The following is a 23,320-nucleotide window of genomic DNA, read 5'->3' as shown; positions in this document are numbered from 1 at the left end:
GACGGTCGCCGGATGTCGCAGATCAACCACGAGGGGACCTTCGGCCTTGCGCCGGCCGAGTCATTCGAATGACAGTTCAGCCCTTGAAAACCGCCGACAAAACGCTCACATCAGCCGTCAGCAGTTCGGTCGTGCCGGTCATTGGCCGATTTCCTGAAGAACAACTATTTTGAGACCGATGGCCAACGTCTCGCGATTGTTACAGTCAAGTGCCTGGGCCTTTCGCAAGGCGACGCTGAAGATCTGTTGACATTGGCTTCGCTTGCCCATCGTCGCCTTGATGCGGCGACTATGCCATCAAGGGTTTCCGATTGAAGGGCCCCCGGTTGCTGACATCGAATGCGGTGACAAAAAAGAGGCGCCCGTGTTGCCGCACTCTTTGCACGGTCCTGCTCCCGAGCGTTAGCAATATTTTGGCAGACGACTACGCGTCCCTCGAATAATATCTCGTAGGTAGCAGTCAAGAATCACCAAAAAATGTCGTTAGATAAAACGATGGGGCCGTGAGCCATTTCCCCTGATTCCATATCCCGATATGCTGGATCGAGAAATCATGCAGGTTCTGCCCGATGCAGGCAGAGACGAAGAACCACTTTCCACGCCGGATGTACACCGCAAGCTCAGCGCCACGCTGATTGATCCTCCGGTTGTGAAGACGGTGCAGCGCTGGCTGGAAGTTATGTTCGAAAGCGGGCTCGTCGTAATGGAGCGGCGCGGGCGGACCAAGTATTGGCGCAAGGTTGCAGGAGCGAGTGGCCTCGCAGCGAAGGCAGCCGGCATCATGACACACGACGAGGCGCTGGCGCTCCAGACGTTACGTCGTTTTTCCACTTGGCGTATTCCGACGTTGGTAGCTGACACGTTAGCCCCGCTGTTCGATGTAGCCGGCAAGCGGCTGGCTGCTGTCAACAGCGAACATGAGCGGCGCTACCGCAAATGGATCGACAAGATCGAGGTCGAGGTCGGCAGCTTCGCGCTGCAATATCCTGAGGTCGATTCCGACGTCTTCGCTCAAGTTTCACAAGCGCTCTTTTACGAGCAGCAACTTGAAATCGTTTACCAGCCACGTACAAAGGTCGATAACACCGATGCAAAGGTCGTCCACCCGCTTGGGTTGGTTGAAGTGGGCGGGCTAGTTTATCTCGTGGCGGCGATGCCTCGCCATCCGAATCCGGCGATGTACCGGCTGGACCGTCTCGCACGCGGGACCATGTTACCCGAGTCGTTTGGCTACCCGCGCGGGTTCCGGCTCTCAGAGTACGTGCGGAAGCAGCGTCAGTTCGATTTCATGGTCGAGGGCGAGATTGACCTGAGGCTGCGTTTCAGGAACGGAGCAGGGAACCACCTGCTCGAAGCGCCGCTGTCCGACGATCAGCAGGTCAGACAGGGCGACGACACGCTTGATGTGCGCGGAACGGTGCTGTTGAGCCAGCGACTGCGGTGGTGGTTGAGGGCGTTCGGGCCAAACGTCGAGGTGCTGGGCCCGGAAAGCCTGCGCTCGGAGCTGGCGGCCGAGGCCCGGGCAATGGCTGCGATTTACGAAGAGTAGGGAGCTTTGACCGATGTCTGTTGAGGGTGCTCGGACATGGTTTGACTGAAAGGGCGGTTATCTTGAGAGGGCGGCATGTTGATGCCGTCCTATTGCACCCTCTGACAGGAGAAACAATGTACACGAATTGTAATTCCTCTCCCCTGCAACATCTGGCTGCGTTTGCGATTGTGTTTGTGGTTGCCGTGGTGGGGACAGTGGCAGTTGGAGCGTATGCCGATTCGGTCAAGTCTGATGCGCAGCAGGGATAAATCGACTTGTATAGGGTGGCGGGCTATTTCAAACCCGCCCCGTATGACGAACAAGCAGACGGAAGCGATATGCCAGTACACCCAGCACCCGTTACGTTGAAATGTAGTCAATGTGGGTGGAAGCATACATTTGCCCCGCGTAGCGATGTTCTGATTCCGAACGTGGATATCCGTTCCCATTGCCCACGGTGTGGTGCATATGTGTTGGCTCGGTTGCGGCCGAATCTGATCGAGCTGGTTTCCGCCCGGTTAAGAGAGGTCTGGCTGCGCACGTGATGGAAGTGCCACGCCCATGGGGGGCGTAGACAATGACGAATTGAGAGAGGCATGGGATTTCCGATAGAGGACAAGCTGGTGATTGGCGTGGCATCGAGCGCATTGTTCGATCTCGCGGAATCGCACAGTGTTTACGAGACGCAAGGGGTGGAGCAATACCGTCTTCATCAGGAGCAGAATCTCGACTTACCGTTTCCAAAGGGCGTCGCCTTTCCGTTTGTCCGCCGTTTTCTATCGATCAACGGGGCCTTTCCCGACGAGAAGCCGGTGGAGGTCGTGTTGCTCTCGAGGAATTCACCGGAGACCGGTTTGCGTGTGTTCCGGTCAATTCAGCATTACGGGCTGGATTTGACGCGGGCCGCGTTCTTGACGGGGCGTTCGCCTCACGAATATCTGCCCGCGTTCAATGCCTCGCTGTTCCTGAGCGCGAATCAGCGTGACGTGCGCCGCGCGATAGACGAGAACTATCCGGCCGGTGCGGTGCTGCCTTCGCAAGTGTGTGACGATGAGTCCGACCACGAGCTACGCGTTGCCTTCGACTTTGACGGCGTTATCGCAGATGACGAAGCTGAAGCTGTCTATAAGCGCAACCACAATCTGGAAGAGTTTCGTGCACACGAAACCGAGAAGCGCGCGATACCGCATCGGCCCGGACTACTGGCCGATCTGTTCCGCAAACTCTCGCTGCTGCGGCGTCTGGAGGAGCAGAAGGCGGTTCGCGAGCCGGGGTACCAGAAAATTATCCGGACCGCGATTGTGACAGCGCGCGATACACCCGCCTACGAGCGTGTGGTGACCACACTCAAGGACTGGGGTGTGTCGCCGGATGAGTCTTTCTTTCTGGGCGGGATGGATAAGGCGCGTATTCTGTCGATACTCAGGCCGCATATGTTTTTTGACGACCAGCTTGGTCATTTGCAATCGCCGGCCGGTGATATTCCGATGGTGCATGTGCCGTTTGGGGTGGCGAACAACATGCCGCAGAACGGATGACGGTAGCGGCGGGCAAGTACATTGATTCGGTACGGCATGAGGCGCAGAATGCTTGAGCAAGCACGGCTGTAATGCCGCTGCCGAAGTGTGATCGAGGTTTTTCCCTTTGATGCGATGAGTCTGCAAGATTTCGCGTCGACTGGGGCCGCTAGTGGTACATGAGAGCGACGGACAGCGGAATCCGTCTACCTTAATAATCGAAAGATAATGGGAATGAGTATGGGCGACCTGATAACAAAAGAGAAAATCATCGAAGTGCTGCACTGGTCCTATGACAAGGCCGTGGGCGGTGCGATGGGTACCGATTCAGCCAACGAAATGGCCGCGGAGTACATGAAGCAGGACGGAACCCTCGTCGAGAAGGTGAATTCGCTGATCCGCTGGCAGAACACGAAAGCGGGGGCTGCGGGGTTTGTCACGGGATTGGGTGGATTCACCACGTTGCCGGTAGCGATCCCGGCTAATCTTGTTTCCGTGCTGTATTTGCAGATTCGGATGATCGCGGCCATCGCAAAGATGGGCGGACATGATCTCAGGAGTGACAAGGTCCGCACGTTAGTACTCGCGTGTCTCGCAGGCGATGCAACGATGGAAATTCTGCGAGACGTGGGTGTTCAGGTCGGGAAGAAGGCCGTGCAGCTGGCGATCAACAAGATCAGCGGTGCCGTGATCACGAAGATCAACCAGGCGATCGGGTTCCGGCTTGTGACGAAAGCGGGCAGCCAAGGCGTCGTCAATCTGACGAAGATGGTGCCGTTCGTCGGGGGCGTGATCGGCGGGGCGTTTGATGCGACGGTGACCAACATGATTGGCAATACCGCACGTGACATCTTCATCACAGGCAAAATTATCGATGAGGTCGTGGAGACCTGAGCGAGTCCCCTGCCTTGGAATTACCCATTTGCTATCTTTAATATGACTCCACTGGGTCAGATTCAAGGGAGTCACTGGCAACAGGTTAGGTGACCGTTGTAACCGTCCGCTAAGTGTGACAAGCCGCAGGCGACCTCGCGTGAGCGGCCGTAGCCGTCGAGGCGACCCGAATGACGGCAGAAGGTCGTTTTGAGTCCGTCGCTGCAGACAAGCAAAGAAAGAACAGGATGAAGAGGCCGAATGTACCTTGCGGTACATTCGGCGGTAGTCGCGAACTGAAACGTAATAGAGAACTGTTGCTCTGTCTGGCGGCGGTCCACGCTAACCGTCGATGACGCGCCACGCCGGATACTGCACGCGCTCCGTCGTGTCAGTCTGGCATTGCTTGCCTCCGAACACGACCTGACCCAGCAGTTCGATGGTGGTCTGCGAACGATCCCATTCCGTTACGACGATGATCCGTGTGCGATCCGGCAGGGGATAGATCGACAGCAGACGCAAGCCGGCAGCAATCGACAGATCGTTTTGCCGCGCGTCGTCATCCGAGACGCAGCCCCAGTCGCCAGCGATATGGCGAAGCATGACGCTGATGACCGGAATCTTGTTCGTTCGCAGCGTTTCCATTGCGTCCGGTGTGACCAGCAACTTTCCTGGATGGAACAGCGGTTTCAGGCGGGTACTTGAGTGCATCTTGTTCTCCGACGTATAGACGAGCGTCGACCTCCGGCGAACCGGATGCGTCACTCATGATCTGATGGGCGTGTCGAGCGCAGAACGCGCCCGGTTACGACAGTTGGATGACCTGCTTGCGAAGTGCAGCGGCTTTCGCCTGGGAGCAGCCGAGGTGTTGGCGGATGTTGACGACAGTGGGTTTCACGATCCCGGCCTCGATGTCACGCTTCAGCTTCGTGACTTCGCTTTCAGGCTCTGGAACGTAGGTCGGCGCAGGTTTCGTGACCAGCGGTGTTGCAGTGACGGGCGGAGTTGCTTTTCGACGATCCGCGATTCGGGGCTTGTGCTCCCTCGGCACCAAGGCAAGCCACCACAACAGGCACGCCACGCATTCCAGCACGGTAGCGAACATCAGCCCGGCGAGCAGATCGAGCTTGGCTTGTGTCGAGCCGATGACGGCAGCGAGTCGCGTCGTGACCGGATCGTCACGTGCCGAGTCACGGTGCGCGACGTTACGGTCCTCGATGGCCTGATACCGCCGCACCTGAGCTGCTTCGGCATCGAGCGCATCGAGCCTTGCTGTCAGAGACGTGCGCCGGATTTGCAGCGTTGCGCAGTTGCCGACACATCGGCGGGCATTGGCAGTCGCCAGAGACGCCACGACGTCTGCCCGCTCCCCCATGACGACCGGCAGAGCGCGGTGCACCGGGACGGAAACAACCGGGACCGACGCTTGCCGGACAGCCGCCGCGTGTTGCTGCGCGAACAGGAAGAACACGCCATGTCCGTAGGCCGTAGCGGCCATGCAGGCCCACCACAGCAGCCCCCCGACAAGGCGGATCGCGGGCGGAACCGAACGGCATAGGGCGGGCAACAGGTGCGCACCAGCGACCAGCACGACACCCGTTGCGATCCACACCAGCCGTTCCGACAACCACCCGCCGCGTTGCCAGCCGGCGAGCACCGACATGCACACCGACGTTCCCGTCGCCGTAATCGCCAGAAACAGGACGGGACGGAGCTTCGTCATGCCGCTTCCCCACCGAGTAACGCGGCACGCTGATCCAGACGGTCTTTCAGACTGGGCGTGACTTCGGCGCGGGTTTCGCCGTGACTTTCCTCGTCACCCGACTCAGCCGGGAAGAACTCGTCCACGACCGCAGCAGCATCCTCGTCACTCTCCTCGAACGCGCCGTTGCCGAACCCAGTACGCGCCGCGGCATCGAGCGCCACTTGGTCGAAACCTGCTGCCCGACGACGCGCATCCAACTCACGCGCCTGCACGATGGCTTCTTCGAGCGAACCGCCGGATCGCACGCCGATATCGACGTAGTAGATGGCTGACCGGTAGCTCTGCGTGGTGCTCTTGCCGCGCAGCTTCAGTTCGAGAGGCAGGCAGGCAAGCAGGTTGCCAGACACTGCACTGAAATAGTGCAGCCTAGCGGCGAGCGTCCGGATCGAGTTATACGAAGTCGTGCGGAAGATGAACGAGCCCATCTCGTCTTCATCGCCGATCAGCACATTCAACCGTCCGTAGGGCTTGCAGGCACCGCCCTGACCCAAGGTGCAGCCATCGGGCGACGGGCACGGCAGCTCTTCGATACCGGCGTTACCCACACGGCGGCAAGTCGCGCCGTTGCCGACGCAGACGGGGCGTCCATTGTTGCGGTCGAAGCACGAATACTCGGCGCGGAGATTCAAATCCGGATCATTGAACAGGAAGCGGACCGGAATCGAGCGCAGCTTGCCAGGGGTCAGCTTGCGCAGTTCCTCGTTGAGTGGATGGAGCAGCCAGCCGTCGCGGTTCTGCACCTGCGTGGTGATCGTGAATTGGTCGTCTTTCTCGGGCAGACGCTTCCCGTTCTTCTCGACCACGCGGCCGATCGAAATCCGTCCGACGACGGGCGGGGTAATGCTCAGGCCTTTCAGCATGACGCTTCTCCTGGATACATAAACAGAGGGAGTAAATCGAAGGAACGGAACTGCAATGGGAACCGCGCGGGCGACCGGAAACACCGCAGTCAGGTCGAGACGAGAAACCGGCGAGAACCCGGTTTTGTGACGGCGTACTGCGCGGCAAGATGGGGGTGATCGGCAAGCAGTCGTTTCAGATCGACGCCAGCGCTGTCTTTGCTGCGCTTGAACGAAACCTCGCCGGTCTCGAACATCGCCCGGTCAGCCTCGCCCATGGCCTGTTGAATCGACTGTTTCAGCTTGGCCTCGACCTGCTGGCGAGCATTGATCTCGGCTCGTACCGCCACCAGATCGGCAAACGCCGCCGACAGGTTTCGGTCGCCGGTGAAGTCGACCGTGCCGCCCGCACCCGGATATAAACAGCGCAGCGCACGGTCCGCCGATTCCGAACCATCCGCTGGCGGTGGCGTATCGGTTTCGACATAGCGCCAGAACGCCGCTTCGAGTTCGATCAGGCGGGCGATCAGCGCATCATCGCGAACGACCCGATGCACTTCCAGCTTCTGCCCGCAGAGCAGCACGGCCACATCCGCCGCCTGTTTGCCGGTCACCGCGAGCTGATGCTGAACCTGAAGCTGGACGTATTCCGGCACACCGTCCCGCCAGAGTCGCGCACCGAATTCGCCTGCCGTCTTGCATTCGAGAAGCTGCACCTCTCGATTGCCGACGACTTCACGATCGATGTTCGCGAGCATGAACGGAATGGTGGGATGCTGAAGCACGGCATTCACGCGTCGTACCCGGTTGCCGGTCTGCGTCGTGTACGAGGCGGCGACAATCGGCTCCAGCAGCGTGCCCCAGTACACCGGCTCGGTCATGTCGTCGGCATCCGGCTTCGGCAGATTCGCATCACGGCGGGTCTTGATAAGCCAGAGTTCCAGTGCGCTCATGTAAGGATTGAGCCCCACCGCAGCGGCCGCATCCGATCCGCCGATGCCGTTTTTCCTCACCTCAAGCCACTCGTCACGCGAGAGGGATTTCGTCTCCACGAGCCGCAGCGCCGGTCGATGCCGACTCTCCCTGATGGATTCCGGTAACGCCATCGCAACCTCCAGAAATGAAAATGCCCGGTGGGAGCAATCCCGACCGGGCTGATATGCCGTAAAGAAATGGACTCATGCGACCAGCTTCATCGCTTCGTCCCATGCCTTTTGCTTGAGCGCTGCGCCCGTGCCAAACCAGGCGGCATCGCGCCGGTGATCGTCGCTGCGCGCACGACGCTGGTGATCGACGAACTCGGTCACGCTGTTCAGCAATCCCCAGGCCGTGCCAGAAGCGGAGGCCAGCGTGGCACCCATGCCGCGACCGGCGTACAGGGATTGCACGGCTTTGATTGCGCTGTCGTTGATTGCTTGCACCGGTTGACTGGAGCCGGTCGGATACGTCAACACCCGACGGAAGAAGGCTTCGGCCGCCGTGTCGTTCACCTTGCAGTCGGCCAGCGCTTTCATCCTCGCCATGAATCCATCCCACGACGAGATGGCGATGCCCAGTTGGCGCTTTACGGCCTGGGCGTCGAACTGACTACGGTGCGGCACTTTGACCGCACCCGCGCCATCGTTCAGCGCAATCGCGAGCGTGTTGTTGCACACGACCCGAACCGATGTGAATTGCGCGGTGGTCGCGAGCGTCCCATCGCAGGCAGTCGCCAATAGCAGGTAGCCGTTCACCGTGTCCTTGCCCTTGAGCGCGGTGGATTGGCCGGTACGGGCGAGCGCCCACAGTTTCTTGCCGTCCTTGAGGACGCCCGCCGTTTCCAGCTCGAAGCCGCCAACGTCAGTCAGGTCACGGTAGAACTCGAGGATTTCGCGCGGCTGCACGACCTGATAACGCGAGGACACGACGGACAGCGGTGCCTTCGTATCCGATCGGTACAGCACCTTCTGTTCCGGAAACGAATGGATCGAGCCGAGATTGGAACCTGCGCTGCCGGAGACGAACCGGACTTCGGTTTCTTCGATTTGCCAATCCATGCCGGCTTGTTTGGCCCACACTTCGATCGGTTGCTTCGGGGAAAGCTGGTTGCCTAGGCCATGCCAAGGTTGTTGGCCGACGTAGGCCATGGTGTTGACGAGGTGCATGTGAATCTCCTGTATGTAAACGGCATACAGCCCGGTGCGTGACCGGGCGCTATGGAGGTTGAAGGCAGAGGGAAAGACGGAATCAGCGCTGGCTGAACGTGTGCCCGCAATGGAGGCAACGGGTGTTGTCGAGCACGTGCGTATCAACGGCTTCGCCGAGCGCTGCGCCAGCCGCACAGCCGGTCGTACCGCCGATCAGGCCAGCGAGGATGGCGCCGGTCAGTCCACCGAGCGCAGAGCCGATCGGGCCGGCCAGCATGCCGATGGCAGCACCGGTTTCGGCGCCAGCCAGCGTCATGGCAACGCCGCCGGCCGCGCCGGCGACGGTGCCCGCTGCACCGCCGATCCGGGTTGCGTGGTTGAGGGGTTCAGTCCCGATGGACCGACAGCGAGGGCAGGGAATAGTCACGGAATCTCCTTGTTGAATGTCGTTGAGCGGCCAGGGTTGGGCCGCACTTTCCTGCATCAACAATGTGATATGTGACTGAAATTTTTTGGAGCACACCCCATGTGCTTCGCAACGTTGTGCGGACCGCCCAGAGAGCAATCAAGCTATTGGGGAAGCGCTGCAGGGTTGCCATGTCTTAAAATCTGGAGCAATCCACCGCCTGATCTGTCAGGCCGATATCAGACGACGTTCCCATACGAGCCAATGGCAATCAAGAAATCAGAGCTTTACTCTTCCCTCTGGGAATCCTGCGACCTGCTGCGCGGAGGGATGGACGCGAGCCAGTACAAGGACTATGTGCTGGTCCTGTTGTTCATCAAGTACGTCAGCGACAAGTACGCGGGTAAGAAGTACGCCCCGATCACCATTCCCGAAGGCGCTAGCTTCGCCGACATGGTTGCCTTGAAAGGCAAGCCGGACATTGGTGATCAGATCAACAAGAAGATTGTCGGACCGCTGGCAGCCGCCAATAAGCTGTCGGACATGCCGGATTTTAACGATACCGGCAAGCTCGGCACCGGTGCGGAGATGGTCAAGCGTCTGACCGACCTGATCGCCGTGTTCGAGAACCCGGATCTGGATTTCTCGAAGAATCGCGCCGACGGCGATGACATCCTCGGTGACGCCTACGAGTACCTGATGCGCCACTTCGCAACGGAAAGTGGCAAGAGTAAGGGGCAGTTCTATACGCCGGCCGAAGTCAGTCGCATTCTGGCGGTGGTCATTGGCATTGGCAGCGCCCAGACAAGCACCGATACCACGGTCTACGATCCCACCTGCGGTTCCGGTTCCCTATTGTTGAAGGTGGGCGACTCGGCTCAAACGGCCGTCACCCTGTACGGGCAGGAAAAGGATTCAGCGACCAGTGGTCTGGCGCGCATGAACATGATCCTGCACGACAACCCCACAGCGTTGATTGCCCAGGGCAATACGCTGACCGATCCGAAGTTCACGGATGGCGATGGGCTCAAGACGTTCGATTTCGTGGTCGCCAATCCGCCGTTCTCTGACAAGCGCTGGAGCACGGGCCTTGATCCGCTCAACGACCCTTATGGCCGTTTCGATACGTTCGGCGTGCCACCGGCGAAGCAAGGCGATTACGCTTACCTGCTGCATATCGTTCGCTCACTCAAGAGCACGGGCAAAGGTGCCTGCATCTTGCCGCACGGCGTGCTGTTCCGTGGAAACGCAGAGGCGGAAATTCGCAAGAACCTGATTCGCCACGGCTACATCAAGGGCATCATCGGTCTGCCGGCCAACCTGTTCTACGGCACGGGCATTCCCGCCTGCATCATCGTCATCGACAAGGAAAACGCCCAGGCACGCAAGGGTATCTTCATGGTCGATGCCAGCCAGGGATTTATCAAGGACGGTCCCAAGAACCGCTTGCGCGAGCAGGACATCCATCGCATCGTCGACGTGTTCAATCGCCAGGACGAGAGCGATCCGCGCTTCGCCCGTATGGTGGGTCTGGACGAGATCGAGAAGAACGACTTCAACCTCAACCTGCCACGCTATATCGACAGCAGCGTGGCCGAGGATATTCAGGACATTCACGGCCACCTGCAAGGTGGCATCCCTCTGGCAGACGTGGAAGCACTGGGCGACTATTGGGCGGTCTGCCCGCAGTTGAGAGACGCACTGTTCAAGCCGCTGCGGGAAGGCTATGTCACGCTGGCCGTGGACAAGGCCGCGATCAAGCTCACCATCTTCCAGCACCCGCAGTTCGCTGCTTACCTCGAAAACATGGGGCAACACTTCGATGCTTGGCGGACACAGGCCATTCCCAAACTGAAGGCGCTGGACAAGGGCTTTCACCCGAAGCAGCTCGTTGTGGAGTTGGCCGATGGCCTGCTGAACCACTACGAAGGAAAGCCGCTGATCGACGCCTACGACGTGTACCAGCACCTGATGGATTACTGGGCGGAAACCATGCAGGATGATGCCTACCTGCTGGCAGCCGACGGTTGGGTGGCGCAGACCTATCGCGTCATCGAAAAGACCAAGAAAGGCAAGGGCGATAACGCCAAGGTGGTCGAGAAGGACAAGGGTTGGGCCTGCGATCTGGTGCCGAAGCAATACATTGTGGCGCGTTATTTCGCCAACGAGCAGAAGGCGATAGATGAAACCAGCGCCGCGCTCGAAGCGGCCAGCAGCGCTCTCGCCGAACTCGAAGAAGAGCACAGCGGCGAAGATGCTGCGTTCAGCGGCTTCGACAAAATCAATGCGGCGGCAGTGAAGGAACGTATCAAAGAGATTGGCAAAGACGAAGACGCTGCCGAAGAACTCGCGGTGTTGAAGCAATGGAAGTCATTGTCCGATAAGGAAGCCGGGCTGAAGAAGACGCTCAAGACGCTGGAGGTCGAGCTGGATGCCAAGGCTTACGCGCAATACCCCAAGCTCACCGTCGACGAAATCAAGGCACTGGTTGTGGAAGACAAGTGGCTCGCGGCTTTGTCTGCGACCGTCTCTGGTGAACTGGAGCGTGTATCGCAAACGCTCACCAGCCGTGTGCGCGACTTGGCATCGCGCTACGAAGCCCCATTGCCAGTGTTGGTTGATGAAGTCGCCGCATTTTCGGAGAAGGTGAAAGCGCATCTGGCGAATATGGGGGTGGCATGGAGCTGAAGCCGGGATATAAGCAAACAGAAGTGGGCGTTATCCCGGAGGATTGGGATGTTGTTACGTTCAAGGAACAGTTCAGTATTTCCGCGGGCGGTGACGTAAACCAAAAACTCTCATCCTCATACCAGGACGAGGCTCATTGTTTTCCAATCTATTCCAATTCGTTAACTGATGCGGGGCTTTACGGGTATTGTTCATATGCCGATCATCCGGCGAAGTCGATAACTGTCACTGCACGTGGAACGCTAGGCGTCGCAACGTACCGTGGCCAGAAATACACTGCGATTGGTCGCGTCCTAGTGCTTGAGCCAAAGCGCGAATGCGTAGGTTCTTTCTTTGCGGAGTACATCAATGGCCAAGTGGAGTTCGCCATTGAGAGCACGGGCGTTCCGCAACTTACAGCACCGCAAATAGGGGGGTACTTGATAGTTGTTCCGCCTCTTCCGGAACAATCTGCCATTGCCGAAGCCCTGAGCGATGTAGACGACCTGCTGTCCGGCCTGGACAAGCTCATCGCCAAGAAGCGCGACCTCAAGCAGGCTGCCATGCAGCAGTTGCTTACGGGGAAGACGCGGCTGCCTGGGTTTGGTGGGGAGTGGGTTATGAAGAGGCTTGATGAATTAGGCGTATGGAAGGGAGGTATGACTCCCTCGATGCAGAATCCCATTTATTGGGAGAATGGGGACGTGCCGTGGATTTCATCTGGAGATGTGAAGACTGTGCTTCTTGATAAAACAGGATTCTCGATCACATCCGCAGCCATAAGCCACGGGGCGACTACTTTGCTTCCCGAGAAATCTATTATTGTTGTTGCTAGAAGTGGAATTCTCAGAAAGTACCTGCCTGTGGCGATGAACGTTGTTCCTATGGCAATCAACCAAGATATTAAGGCGTTGATGCCATCGTGCGGGTTTTGCGCATCCTTTCTCCTTCACTCATTGATTGGTAGTGGTCGCAGAATACTTGCAACCTGTTTGAAGGCCGGAACGACAGTGGAAAGTATTGAGTTTCGATGGCTTAAAGCTTTCATGATCGCAGTACCACCAACGATTGAAGAGCAGACTGCCATCGCCGAAGTACTCTCCGACATGGACGCCGAACTCGCAGCGCTGGAGGCGCGGCGCGACAAGACCCATCTGCTGAAACAGGGCATGATGCACGAACTGCTGACCGGCAAGACGCGGCTGGTGTAAGGGACTCCAATGACAGACGAGATCGGCAAATCAGAAAAGGCGACGCAGAACCGCGTCATCAAGCTGTTCACTGAGCAGTTAGGCTATGCCTATCTCGGTGACTGGACGGATCGCACCAGCAACAGCAACATCGATGATAGTCTGCTGACAGCCTACCTGATTGAGGCTGGTTATCGCCCTGCCCAGATCAGCCAGGCGATCTACAAACTGAAGACCGAGGCAAACCATCCGCAGCGCGAACTGAACGCCAACAACGAGGCGGTCTACCAGCTGCTCCGCTACGGCATTTCGGTAAAGGTCGAAGGCGACAAGGTGGCGGAAACCGTGTGGCTCATCAACTGGGAGCAGCCGGCCAGAAACCACTTCGCCGTTGCCGAGGAAGTCACCCTGAAAGGCGGGCACGAGCGCCGTCCTGACATCGTTCTTTACGTCAACGGCATCGCCATCGGCGTGCTGGAACTGAAAAACAGCCGGGTCAGTATCGGCAATGGCATTCGGCAGAACCTGTCTAACCAGCTGCCCGAGTTCAACGCATGGTTTTTCAGTACCGTGCAGTTCGTCTTCGCCGGGAACGACTCGGAGGGGTTGCAATACGGCACGACAGGCACGCAGGAAAAATTCTTCCTCCAGTGGAAAGAGAACGAGGCGGATAACGGCGGCTACAAGCTGGACAAGTATCTGTTGAAGATGTGCGAGAAATCTCGACTCATCGAGCTGATGCACGACTTCATCCTGTTCGACGGTGGCATCAAGAAACTGCCGCGCGTGCACCAGTATTTCGGCATTAAGGCTGCGCAGGAACACGTGCGCAAACGTCAGGGCGGGATCATCTGGCACACGCAGGGGGCGGGCAAGAGCATCCTGATGGTACTGCTGGCCAAGTGGATTCTGGAAAACAACTCGCACGCTCGTGTCGTCGTGATCACCGATCGCGACGAACTGGACAAACAGATCAAGCGTGTTTTCGAGAGCAGCGGGGAAAAGATCCACCGTACAAGTAGCGGACGTGACCTGATGACCCGGTTGAGCGAACCGACACCGCGCCTGCTGTGTTCGCTGGTGCATAAGTTCGGCGCCGGCAAGGGGCTCGGCGATGGCGATTTCGATGCTTTCATCAAGGAGCTCGAAGCCCAGCCCGGCAAGACGGTGGGTGACCTCTTTGTGTTCGTGGATGAGTGCCATCGCACCCAGGGCGGCCGCCTCAACCGCGTGATGAAAGCGATGATGCCGTCTGCCGTGTTCATCGGCTTCACCGGCACGCCGTTGCTGAAGCGGGACGCAGCGACCAGCCTGGAGGTGTTCGGCAGCTACATCCACACCTACAAATTCAGCGAGGCTGTCGAGGACGGTGTTGTGCTCGATCTGGTCTATGAGGCGCGGGACATTGACCAGACTCTCGGCTCTCAAGACAAGATTGATACGTGGTTCGAAGCCAAAACCAAGGGCTTAAACGACTGGCAGAAAAACGAACTGAAGAAGCAGTGGGGCACGATGCAGCACGTGCTCAGTTCGCGCTCGCGCATGGATCGCGTTGTCGAAGACATTATTTACGACTTCAGCACCAAGCCTCGGATATCCGACGAACGCGGCAATGCGATGCTTGTGGCATCGAGTATCTACGAGGCGTGTAAATATTTCGCGTTGTTCCAGAAAACCCCATTCAAGGGCAAGTGCGCGGTTGTCACTTCGTACAACCCGCTGGCGAAAGATGTGACTCTTGAAGAGACCGGGGCGAATACCGAAACCGACAAGCAGTTCATCTACAACACGTACACCGAACTTCTGAAAGACGTGCAGCCGAAGGCGGGCATGTCCAAAACCGAGACGTACGAGGATCAGGCCAAGGCTAGGTTCATCAAGGAACCGGCCAACATGAAGCTGCTGATCGTCGTGGACAAGCTGCTGACCGGATTCGACGCTCCACCCTGCACCTACCTCTATATCGACAAGTCCATGCAGGATCACGGCCTGTTTCAGGCCATCTGTCGCACCAATCGGCTGGATACAGATGACAAGGATTTCGGCTACATCGTTGACTACAAGGACCTATTCAAGAAGGTAGAAAACGCCATCGCCGTGTATTCGTCTGAGCTTGACCACAGCGCGGGCGGCGTCGAACCGGAAGTCCTGCTCGAGAGTCGGGTCCAGAAAGGCCGGGAGCGTCTGGACGCTGCACTGGAAGCCCTGGCGCTGCTGGTAGAGAAGGTGGAACCACCCAAGGGCGAGCTGGAATACATCCACTACTTCTGCGGAAACACCGAAATCGCGGACGACTTGAAAGCCCGCGAGCCGCAGCGGGTCGCCTTTTATACCGGAGTGGTAGGCTTGCTCCGCGCCTATGCCTGTATTGCCGATGAGCTGGATGAAGCCGGCTACAGCACCGCGCAACAGGCGTCGATCCGGCAGAAACTGGAGCAGTACGTGAAGCTGCGCGAGACGATCCGCCTCGCGAGCGGCGAGACGCTGGATCTCAAGCCGTATGAGGCGGACATGCGCCACCTGATTGACACGTACATCCAGGCCAGTGAGCCGCGCAAGATTTCCGAATTTGAGAATATCGGCTTGCTCGACCTGATCGTGAAGACCGGAATTGCCGATGCAATCGCGAAGAAGCTCAGCGAGATGAAAGATCGGCAATCCGTTGCCGAGACCATCGAGAATAACGTCCGCAGCAAGATCGTCAAGGATCACCTGACCGATCCGGCGTACTTTGAAAAGATGTCCGCGCTGCTCGATGAGATCATCAAGAAGCGCAAGGAAAAGGCCGTTGACTACGAGGAATACCTGAAGCAGATGGCCGACCTCGCGACCAAGGTGCAGGCGGGTAAGTCGGAAGATACGCCAGTGGCCCTGGACACGGCTGGCAAGCGCGCGTTGTTCAATAACCTGACAGTTGCCAACGGTCATTCTCCAGAACAGGCGCTGGCGCTGTCACTCGAACTGGATGCGGCCGTCAAGCGCGTGCGTCCGGACGGCTGGCGTGGTGTGCTGCCGCGCGAGAATGTTATAAAACAGGCCTTGTGGGACATTCTCAAGAATGATGAGGAGGTTGAGCGTATCTTCCTGATCATCGAAGCCCAGAAGCAGGAGTATTGACCGTGGAGTTGCGCAGTAGCATCGACTTGGGCGACCTTCACGTCGATGTGGTCAGGAAGGACATCAAGCATGTCCATTTGAGCGTGTATCCGCCAGACGGCCATGTCCGTATTTCCGCACCCCTGCACATGGCGCCGGACGTCATCCGTGTCTATGCCATCACCCGGCTGGACTGGATCAGACGACAGCAGCGCAAGCTGCTTTCGCAGGAACGGGAGACGGCCCGTGAATATCTGGACCGCGAGAGCCACTACGTCTGGGGGAAGCGTTACCTGTTGCGTATCGTGGAAGTCGACGCAGCACCGACGGTGAAGCTGAAGCACTCTACGCTGGAGCTAGGTTTGCGCCCCGGTAGTGACGCAAACAAGCGCCACGAGATGCTTGAAGCATGGTATCGGGAGCAACTCCGGGCCGCTGTGCCCACTTTGCTGGAAAAGTGGGAGCCGATATTGGGCATCAAGGCCCGACGTATCCTCGTTCAGCACATGAAGACGAAGTGGGGAAGTTGTAACCCGGTGACCGGCAATATTCGCCTGAATACGGACCTGGCACGTAAACCATCAGAATGCTTGGAATACATCCTCGTGCATGAGCTGCTGCACTTGATGGAGCCGACCCATAACGCGCGGTTCCAGTCGTTGATGGATCGGTTCATGCCGCAGTGGCGGCAGATGCGCGACGAGGTGAACCGATTGCCAGTCAGGCACGAGGACTGGGCGTATTAGTGCGCGGTGATTGCAGTCGCGCCGCCATCGTACGGGACTGAAGATGGGGGCGCCGATTTAGTGCGACCATACGGGGTTAATTTGTGACGACCGCTACAGAAGAAAGAAAGAATCGCTTTACGAAATACTTTCCGCTATTGCTGGATGCGTTGCGGTCGGTTGATCCGAATCCAATGCGTCCAGCCGAAGCGCTGGCCTGGATTCGAGCGCAGGGTGTCGTCGCTGAGGAGGATCTGGCTCGCCATATTCAAGGTAGTGGCCAGTCAATATTCGAAAACGATGTGCATTGGACTCGTTTCTACCTCGTGAAGGGTGGGCTCATCAGCAATGCAAAACGCGGTGTCTGGGCGCTGACGCCCGAAGGTCGTGGCACCCAATTGACGCCCGACGAGACATGGGATCTATACGTTCGTATCCGCGATGCGAACCGCCCTGGAAATGCAGCTCCTGAAGATGAGGTTTCCGCCCCTGATCTTGGGGAAGATTCGGAGGACAGCAAGGCTTACTGGTTTGTCGGGGCGCGATGGGAGGATGATCAACTCCAACGTTTCCTGAGCGAGAGTATCTGGCAAAACGGATACACAGATCAATTCCTCGATCAGGTTCGCAGAATCAGGCCGGGTGACCAAATCGCCATCAAGGCCGCCTTTGTCCAGAAGCGGCGCTTACCATTTGATGTCGGAGGCAAGTCCGTATCGGCGATGCGGATCAAGGCCACGGGCACCGTTCTGGAAAATATGGGCGACGGCCGCACGGTCCGTGTAGCCTGGGACCCGGTGAGCGCGCCGCGTGACTGGTTCTTTTACACGTACCGCAACACAATTGCCCAAGTCGATCTCGAAGTAGAGAACGGACGCCGCCTGATCGAGTTTACGTTCAAGGGGGCCGCACAGGACTACGCATCGTTCCTGGCCCAGCCTTACTGGAAAGAGAAGTACGGCGATCGCGTCGGCCTTGTTGCTGCGCATAGCGAGAACGAAGCCGCTTCCATTGAGGATGCGGAAGAAGTCACGGAGGAGGCCACCCCGTCCTATACAATCGATCAGATCATCGCCGATGGGTGCTTTCTGTCGGTCGAAGAACTGGCTGCGATACTGGATCGGTGGCGAGCAAAGAAAAACCTAATCCTCCAGGGGCCACCTGGATCGGGCAAGACCTGGCTCGCGAAGCGTCTGGGCTTCGCGCTTGTGGGATCGGATGACCGCGACGCAACGCGCTCCCGTCTGCGGATCGTGCAGTTTCACCCGTCATTGGCGTATGAAGATTTCGTGCGTGGTTGGCGTCCTGCTGGAAACGGTCAGCTTGCATTGGTGGACGGCATCCTCATGCAGGCCATCCAGGCGGCAGAGAGCGAACCCGACCTGCCGTTTGTGCTGGTGATCGAGGAAGTCAACCGAGGAAACCCGGCGCAGATTTTCGGTGAAATGCTCACGTTGCTGGAAGCATCGAAACGCCATCGTTCCGAGGCAATGGAGCTGGCGTACCGCAAGGAGCCGGGCGAGCGGATTCATGTGCCGGACAATCTGTACGTTATCGGCACCATGAATGTTGCTGACCGCTCGCTCGCCATTGTTGATCTGGCACTTCGGCGCCGGTTTGCCTTCATCGACCTTGAGCCACGGTTTGATGCGCCATGGCGCGCGTGGTGTGCTGCGCGCGGTCTTGAAGACGGGTTGATTGCTGAAATCGAACGCCGTATTGGCGATCTGAATCGCAAGATCGAAACGACGGTTTCGCTGGGGCCGCAGTTTCGGATTGGTCATTCGTATCTGACGCCGGATGGCACGGTTGACGACGGTGCAGCCTGGTTCCAGGCCAAGATTGAAACGGAAATTGGCCCGTTGCTGGATGAGTACTGGTACGACTCGCCAGAAACGGCTCGCGAAGCCAAACAGAAGCTGCTCGCGGGGCTGGATTGAACACGTCCACCGAACAGGATGTCCCTGTCGGGAGCCGGAAGATTGGCCGCATTCCGGTGCGTAACCTGTGGCTCCTGATGTTGTATGCCTCGGATCTGATGCGCATCAAGGAAGCATTCAATGCGCTCGTCGAGGAGGATCTTGAGGATATTCCCGATCTGGTCGCAAGACTGCTGGCTCATGCCGTGGAGCAGCGTTTGCGCAGGAACGTTTCGCGCGGATATCAGCATCGGGCGCAGAATCTCACCCGTGTCCGGGGCCGCATCGATATCCTGAGAACCGAAGCGCAGCAGTTGTTATCCCGAGGCGAGGTATATTGCCGTTTTGAGGAGCTGACGACCAACACACCGCGAAACCGTCTTGTTCGAGCAGCATTGGACGTGCTGGTGAGTCTCGTGCGTGATCGTGACCTGGGCCGGCAATGTCGCTCCCTTGCGGCGACCCTCGGTCGTTCCGGCGTGGCCGGTGCCCGGCCCTCTCGTACCGAACTGGCGCAAGACCAGATCGGCCGAAATGACCATGATGACCGTCTCATGGTTGAGCTGGCGAAATTGGCATTTGATCTGGCTCGTCCTACCGAAGAGGCTGGACCGACGACGCTGGTTTCTCCTGAGCGGGGTGACATATGGGTACGTCGCTTGTTTGAAAAGGCCGTACTCGGCTTCGCTCGCGTTGAGCTGGAGCCCATCGGGTGGCGTGTCCGTGGTGGCACGCAGATGGACTGGCAGGTATCGGCGGCGTCCGATGGGGTTGCCGCGATTTTGCCGGGCATGATCACGGACATCATCATTGATGATCCCGAGGCTGGTCGCAGGCTTGTCATCGATACCAAGTTCACATCGGTTCTCGGTGCGAGCCGTTTTGGCGGTGTGAGTCTGAAAAGCTCATATCTGTACCAGATGTATACGTATTTGCGATCGCAAGAGGGGCGCGACTTGCTATGGGATCAGGCGTCAGGATTGTTTCTGCACCCAGCAGTCGATGCCCGCATTCGCGAATCAGTCACGATTCAAGGGCATGCCATCTCGTTCGCCACGGCGGACCTTGCGCAGGAAGCGCAAACTATCCGGGCTGAGCTTCGCGACATACTGTCAGCTGCTGCGGGGATGTGCGCCTACGCCGGGCGATAAGTTTGCGCATGAAATCCGAGCTTTCTACATGGCGTAGCCAGTCCCGTGAGGGGGCGGTCAGGATGGTGAGCGATTCTGTTTGGCATCCGGTTGCGTGAAGTTCATCGAACCGAACGCCATCACGTAAGGCCATCACCCGTCGTAGTGCGATGATGGACAAGCGCGGCGAGGGGGGCAGATCATTCTTGACCAAAGTGAACGCTTGTCAGGCAAGCGCTCAATGTTCAGCCCTGTGGAAGAGTCCGGACTCTTGCTGGTGATTCCTGCGGGAGTGCTGCCCGCCACGAATCCATCCTTGACCGGTGTTGTTCAGTGGGATCGTCTGAGCATGTCCAGCAACGACCTAGGAGGTCGCGAGCAGTGCTGCGAGGAGTTGTAGGCCGAGTCGACGCATTGGTAAAATTGGGCGGACAGCAGGAAGATTCTACGCATCGAACCAAAGTGTCAACGAAATATGGGGGCATTTTTGGGGGCATCGAGAAATGTGGCCGCCCGCGTAGGCTTTACGTATAAGGGATTTTGTCGAATTATTCTGTTCCTGCAGCCACCATATTGAACGAAGGGCCGGGAGATTGATTCTCCCGGCCCTTCGTCTTTTCTGCTTCCCCGCGCGACACACGTGATTCCGGGCGCATGCTTGCTTCGCGACCCGACGCCCGCATCCCCCGATTGCCGCCGCACATCGCTAACCGACGCCGTTGCGCTGCAGCCAGTCTCGAAGGCAGTACTTGCATACCGATGTCCCGCTTTCGAGCAGGGCGCGGCTGCGGTCGCCCGATTCCATTCGATAGATGCCTGTAGAGAGATCGATATCCGGTCCCAGCGCACGAAGAAGGAAGGCTTCGTCGAACCAGAATCTGTTTTCTGCTTTCGTTGAGATCACGACTACATTGATTAGTCGGCCATGCGGCCCCGCGTCACGCTGATCGATCAAGCCTGCCAGGGCGGGCGATGTGCGCGAACCGAACGTAATCCCGTGGATATCGCACTTGACGAGTGGACCCTCCACCGTCGCATTGTCGGCGACGACCGCCGTGTCGAACGCGCGTGACACGTGCGTTGGCGAGTGTCAAACGCATTTGAAATCTGAGCCACTTCGCGCCTGATCGCGCAAAGTAAAACTGAGCCAGTCGTTACTTCTTCGATGTCGGGACGTGCCCGGCTTTGCGTTGCTGTTTCAGTCTGTAGCTGTCTCCTTTGATCTGGATGATGTGGGCATGGTGGAGGATGCGGTCGAGCATCGCTGCAGTGAGGGTGGTGTTGCCGCCGAAGGTTTCGTCCCACTGCGCAAACGGCAGGTTGCTGGTCAGGATCATCGAGCCACGCTCGTAGCGCTTGGCGACGATCTGGAAGAAGTGACTGGCCTGATCGCCCGAGAGCGGTAGATAGCCGATCTCATCGACGATGAGCAGCCTCGGGCCGAGAATGTTGTGCCGAAGAACGGCGTCGTATCGCTCCTGTCGGCGTGCAGCCTCGAGCTGTAACATCAGATCCGCCGCCGTGATGAACTTCGTCTTGATGCCGGCCTGCGTCGCTGCATATCCGATGGCGATCGCGAGGTGCGTCTTGCCCACGCCCGACGGACCAAGCAACACGGCGTTCTCGCCTCGCTCGATGAAGCGTAGCGTGGCAAGCTCGTCGATTGCCTCGCGCGGGACCCCGACGGCGAAGCTGTAGTCGTAGTCATCCAGTGTCTTGATGGCGGGAAACCCGGCCATGCGCACCAGTGTTTGCCGCGAACGAACTTGCCTCGTCTCTCGTTCGTGCGCGAGCGCGTTCTCGAGGAAGTCGAGGAAACTCCATTGCTTGGCCGCCGCGTCGCTGGCCAGAGCGACGTATCGGTGCATGAGTCCCTCGAGCTTCAGGCTTTGGCAGTGCCCGTCGATGCGTTCCTGCTGCAAGTTCATGCGCGCACCTCGGTCAGTAATTGCTGGTAGACGGACAACGGGTGCTGGATCGACATCGCGGGATCAACGCGCGGCCGAGCGACGGCGCGAGCCGGCAATCGGGGCAATGTGTAGCCAGGCATATCGAGCAAGCAAGCCCGTTCTCGTTGCTCCAACAGAATCGCGGGTGCCTGCCCGGTAACCGGATGCACGCGCTGGTTGGCCACGTCGCGCAGCCATTTACTCACCTCGACGTTCGCAGTCGCGGCATCGAGCATCAAGCCGGATTGTTTAAGCTGGCTTGCCAGCGGCACATAGAAAATTGCCGCGCAGATAGCGGTGGAATCGCTCGACCTTGCCCTTGGTCTGCGCGCGGTACGGTTGGCACAATCTGGGCAGGAAGCCGTACCGCTTGGCCAGATCGAGCAGGCCGGCGTGCCAGCGATGTTGGCCGTCGCCATAAGCATCGCGTTCGACAACGATGGTCTTGGCGTTGTCGTAAAGGATCTCGCGAGGAATGCCACCCAAGGCTTCGAACAGCGCATGATGACAGGCAACCAGCGTCTCGGCGCGTTCATCGGTGGTGAAGTGTGCCCAGCGCCAACGACTGAAGCCGAGCGTGGCGGTGAAGGCGTAAAGCGGGTCGGTGCCTCGTCGGAAGACAACGAAATCGCACTGCATCTGCCGACCGGGCTCGGTCTCGAACCTTACGACTGGATCGGGCTTCGGCATGGGCTTATGCGTGTTCATGAAAGCCTGCAGGCTTCGCAGTTGGCCCTCGTAGCCGCGCGCCCGCAACTCGCGCAGCAGCGCCGGCGCTGCGATGATCTCCGGTGCTGCGGCCCTCATGCGCTCGATGATGTACGCCTCGAACGCTCCGAGCTTGGTTGGCCGCGGTTCACGCGGCTTGTAGCGCGGCACTTCCTCAGCCGACAGGTACCGCGCCACCGTGTTGCGAGAAATGCCCAGGCGCCGCGCGATCTCGCGCTCCGATACGCCTTGGGCTTTGAGCACATGGATTTGCATCCACTGTTCCTTCTGGAGCATCGCCAGCCTTTGCGCGCAAAAGGCTGACTGTACTGAAAGGTGGCTTAGATTTACTTCGCGCGAAGTGGCTCATTATTACTTTGCGCCCAACACCGAGTCCGGTTGTTCGCCTGAACGTACGAGCAATTCATCCAGGCAAGCCGGGCAAACATGCTCGCACGCCCGGTCGAGCAACGCGAACTTTCGCAACTCGGTGACATGCGCGACGCCGTCGACATGGTTGGCGGTGACAGCATGCTCGTCCAGATCCGCGCGCGTCATCCATACGACGTGGCTGCGTTTGGGTCGATCCAGCGATACCCGCACCAATTCATCGGGCTCGAATCGTCCGCGCTCGCGAATTTGGTCGCCGATGCGTTTCGCAGCCACCGTGAATGGCCGCACGCCGTGTCTGGCGCACAACGTTTGAGACCTCCTCTGTCGTTACCTCGTCATCGACTACTTCACGCGTGGACCGACGCCATGTCGGTTGCGGAACGCCCACGCATGTCTGCCCTTCGCCGGAGCGTCGGCTCCCCCGGCGTTCAACACGTCCATCCCGTACGTCATGCAGCTGTTGTTGGACACGTCCTAGGCACCGTC

18 protein-coding genes and 1 pseudogene are annotated in these 23,320 nt (G+C 58.6%); 9 read left to right on the top strand and 10 right to left on the bottom strand.

Annotation, left to right across the window (positions count from 1 at the left end):
- The first annotated feature begins 553 nt into the window (after positions 1-553).
- The 3 genes from MBR110_RS00300 (at position 554) to MBR110_RS00290 (ending at position 3,942) form a co-directional block, all read left to right on the top strand.
- Positions 554-1,549, top strand: coding sequence for a helix-turn-helix transcriptional regulator (locus tag MBR110_RS00300; protein ID WP_230948601.1), 996 nt, complete (start codon positions 554-556; stop codon positions 1,547-1,549).
- 578 nt (positions 1,550-2,127) lie between these two features.
- Positions 2,128-3,069 (top strand): 5'-nucleotidase, encoded by a 942-nt coding sequence (locus tag MBR110_RS00295; RefSeq protein WP_059735972.1) that lies wholly within the window; start codon positions 2,128-2,130, stop codon positions 3,067-3,069.
- A 219-nt stretch (positions 3,070-3,288) separates the two neighbouring features.
- Positions 3,289-3,942 carry an EcsC family protein gene (locus tag MBR110_RS00290; protein ID WP_059735977.1) on the top strand — a complete coding sequence of 218 codons (654 nt, stop codon included), beginning with the start codon at positions 3,289-3,291 and terminating at the stop codon, positions 3,940-3,942.
- A gap of 321 nt (positions 3,943-4,263) precedes the next feature.
- On the opposite strand, the gene MBR110_RS00285 is transcribed toward MBR110_RS00290, so the two are convergent.
- From MBR110_RS00285 to MBR110_RS00260, 6 genes are all read right to left on the bottom strand, one after another.
- Complete coding sequence (locus tag MBR110_RS00285; protein ID WP_230948600.1) at positions 4,264-4,632, bottom strand: hypothetical protein; 369 nt, start codon at positions 4,630-4,632, stop codon at positions 4,264-4,266.
- A 94-nt stretch (positions 4,633-4,726) separates the two neighbouring features.
- Positions 4,727-5,644, bottom strand: coding sequence for a hypothetical protein (locus MBR110_RS00280; RefSeq protein ID WP_059735970.1), 918 nt, complete (start codon positions 5,642-5,644; stop codon positions 4,727-4,729).
- Positions 5,641-6,546 carry a recombination directionality factor gene (locus MBR110_RS00275; protein WP_059460821.1) on the bottom strand — a complete coding sequence of 302 codons (906 nt, stop codon included), beginning with the start codon at positions 6,544-6,546 and terminating at the stop codon, positions 5,641-5,643. Before MBR110_RS00275 ends, MBR110_RS00280 begins: the two co-directional genes overlap by 4 nt.
- A gap of 89 nt (positions 6,547-6,635) precedes the next feature.
- Positions 6,636-7,631, bottom strand: coding sequence for a YqaJ viral recombinase family nuclease (locus MBR110_RS00270; protein WP_059735969.1), 996 nt, complete (start codon positions 7,629-7,631; stop codon positions 6,636-6,638).
- 72 nt (positions 7,632-7,703) lie between these two features.
- Entirely contained in the window at positions 7,704-8,669 is a 966-nt protein-coding gene (locus MBR110_RS00265; protein ID WP_059460819.1) for a DUF932 domain-containing protein, read from the bottom strand.
- 82 nt (positions 8,670-8,751) lie between these two features.
- Entirely contained in the window at positions 8,752-9,174 is a 423-nt protein-coding gene (locus tag MBR110_RS00260) for a complement resistance protein TraT (RefSeq protein WP_224056782.1), read from the bottom strand.
- 147 nt (positions 9,175-9,321) lie between these two features.
- On the opposite strand from MBR110_RS00260, the gene MBR110_RS00255 reads away from it, so the two are divergent.
- The 6 genes from MBR110_RS00255 (at position 9,322) to mcrC (ending at position 19,805) form a co-directional block, all read left to right on the top strand.
- Entirely contained in the window at positions 9,322-11,745 is a 2,424-nt protein-coding gene (locus MBR110_RS00255) for a type I restriction-modification system subunit M (protein ID WP_059460817.1), read from the top strand.
- Positions 11,736-12,935 (top strand): restriction endonuclease subunit S, encoded by a 1,200-nt coding sequence (locus tag MBR110_RS00250; protein ID WP_081055530.1) that lies wholly within the window; start codon positions 11,736-11,738, stop codon positions 12,933-12,935. The genes MBR110_RS00255 and MBR110_RS00250 overlap by 10 nt, the downstream gene beginning before the upstream one ends.
- 9 nt (positions 12,936-12,944) lie before the next feature.
- A complete protein-coding gene (locus MBR110_RS00245; protein ID WP_059460815.1) occupies positions 12,945-16,031 on the top strand; it encodes a type I restriction endonuclease subunit R in 3,087 nt (1,028 codons plus the stop codon).
- Positions 16,032-16,039: 8 nt separating this feature from the next.
- Entirely contained in the window at positions 16,040-16,756 is a 717-nt protein-coding gene (locus MBR110_RS00240) for a M48 family metallopeptidase (protein ID WP_059735975.1), read from the top strand.
- Positions 16,757-16,839: 83 nt separating this feature from the next.
- On the top strand, positions 16,840-18,675 hold the full coding sequence (locus MBR110_RS00235) for an AAA family ATPase (RefSeq protein WP_081055528.1): 1,836 nt from the start codon (positions 16,840-16,842) through the stop codon (positions 18,673-18,675).
- Positions 18,672-19,805, top strand: a complete 1,134-nt coding sequence (gene mcrC, locus MBR110_RS00230; RefSeq protein ID WP_059460813.1) for a 5-methylcytosine-specific restriction endonuclease system specificity protein McrC — start codon at positions 18,672-18,674, stop codon at positions 19,803-19,805. Before MBR110_RS00235 ends, mcrC begins: the two co-directional genes overlap by 4 nt.
- Before the next feature lie 685 nt (positions 19,806-20,490).
- On the opposite strand, the gene MBR110_RS00225 is transcribed toward mcrC, so the two are convergent.
- From MBR110_RS00225 to MBR110_RS00210, 4 genes and pseudogenes are all read right to left on the bottom strand, one after another.
- Complete coding sequence (locus MBR110_RS00225; protein WP_181709117.1) at positions 20,491-20,859, bottom strand: hypothetical protein; 369 nt, start codon at positions 20,857-20,859, stop codon at positions 20,491-20,493.
- Positions 20,860-20,938: 79 nt separating this feature from the next.
- Positions 20,939-21,712: an IS21-like element ISBcen13 family helper ATPase IstB gene (gene istB, locus MBR110_RS00220; RefSeq protein ID WP_011881749.1), complete on the bottom strand. Its 774-nt coding sequence runs from the start codon at positions 21,710-21,712 to the stop codon at positions 20,939-20,941.
- Positions 21,709-22,738 (bottom strand): annotated as a pseudogene (gene istA, locus MBR110_RS00215) (IS21 family transposase). The gene istB and the pseudogene istA overlap by 4 nt, the downstream one beginning before the upstream one ends.
- A gap of 75 nt (positions 22,739-22,813) precedes the next feature.
- On the bottom strand, positions 22,814-23,107 hold the full coding sequence (locus MBR110_RS00210) for a hypothetical protein (protein WP_181709116.1): 294 nt from the start codon (positions 23,105-23,107) through the stop codon (positions 22,814-22,816).
- Positions 23,108-23,320: the final 213 nt, after the last annotated feature.

The sequence above is a fragment of the Burkholderia sp. MBR-1 genome (assembly GCF_013822785.1).
Taxonomy (GTDB): domain Bacteria; phylum Pseudomonadota; class Gammaproteobacteria; order Burkholderiales; family Burkholderiaceae; genus Burkholderia; species Burkholderia vietnamiensis.
Note: the sequence above shows the minus strand (reverse complement) of the source record. Positions and strands in the feature narration are given on the sequence as shown.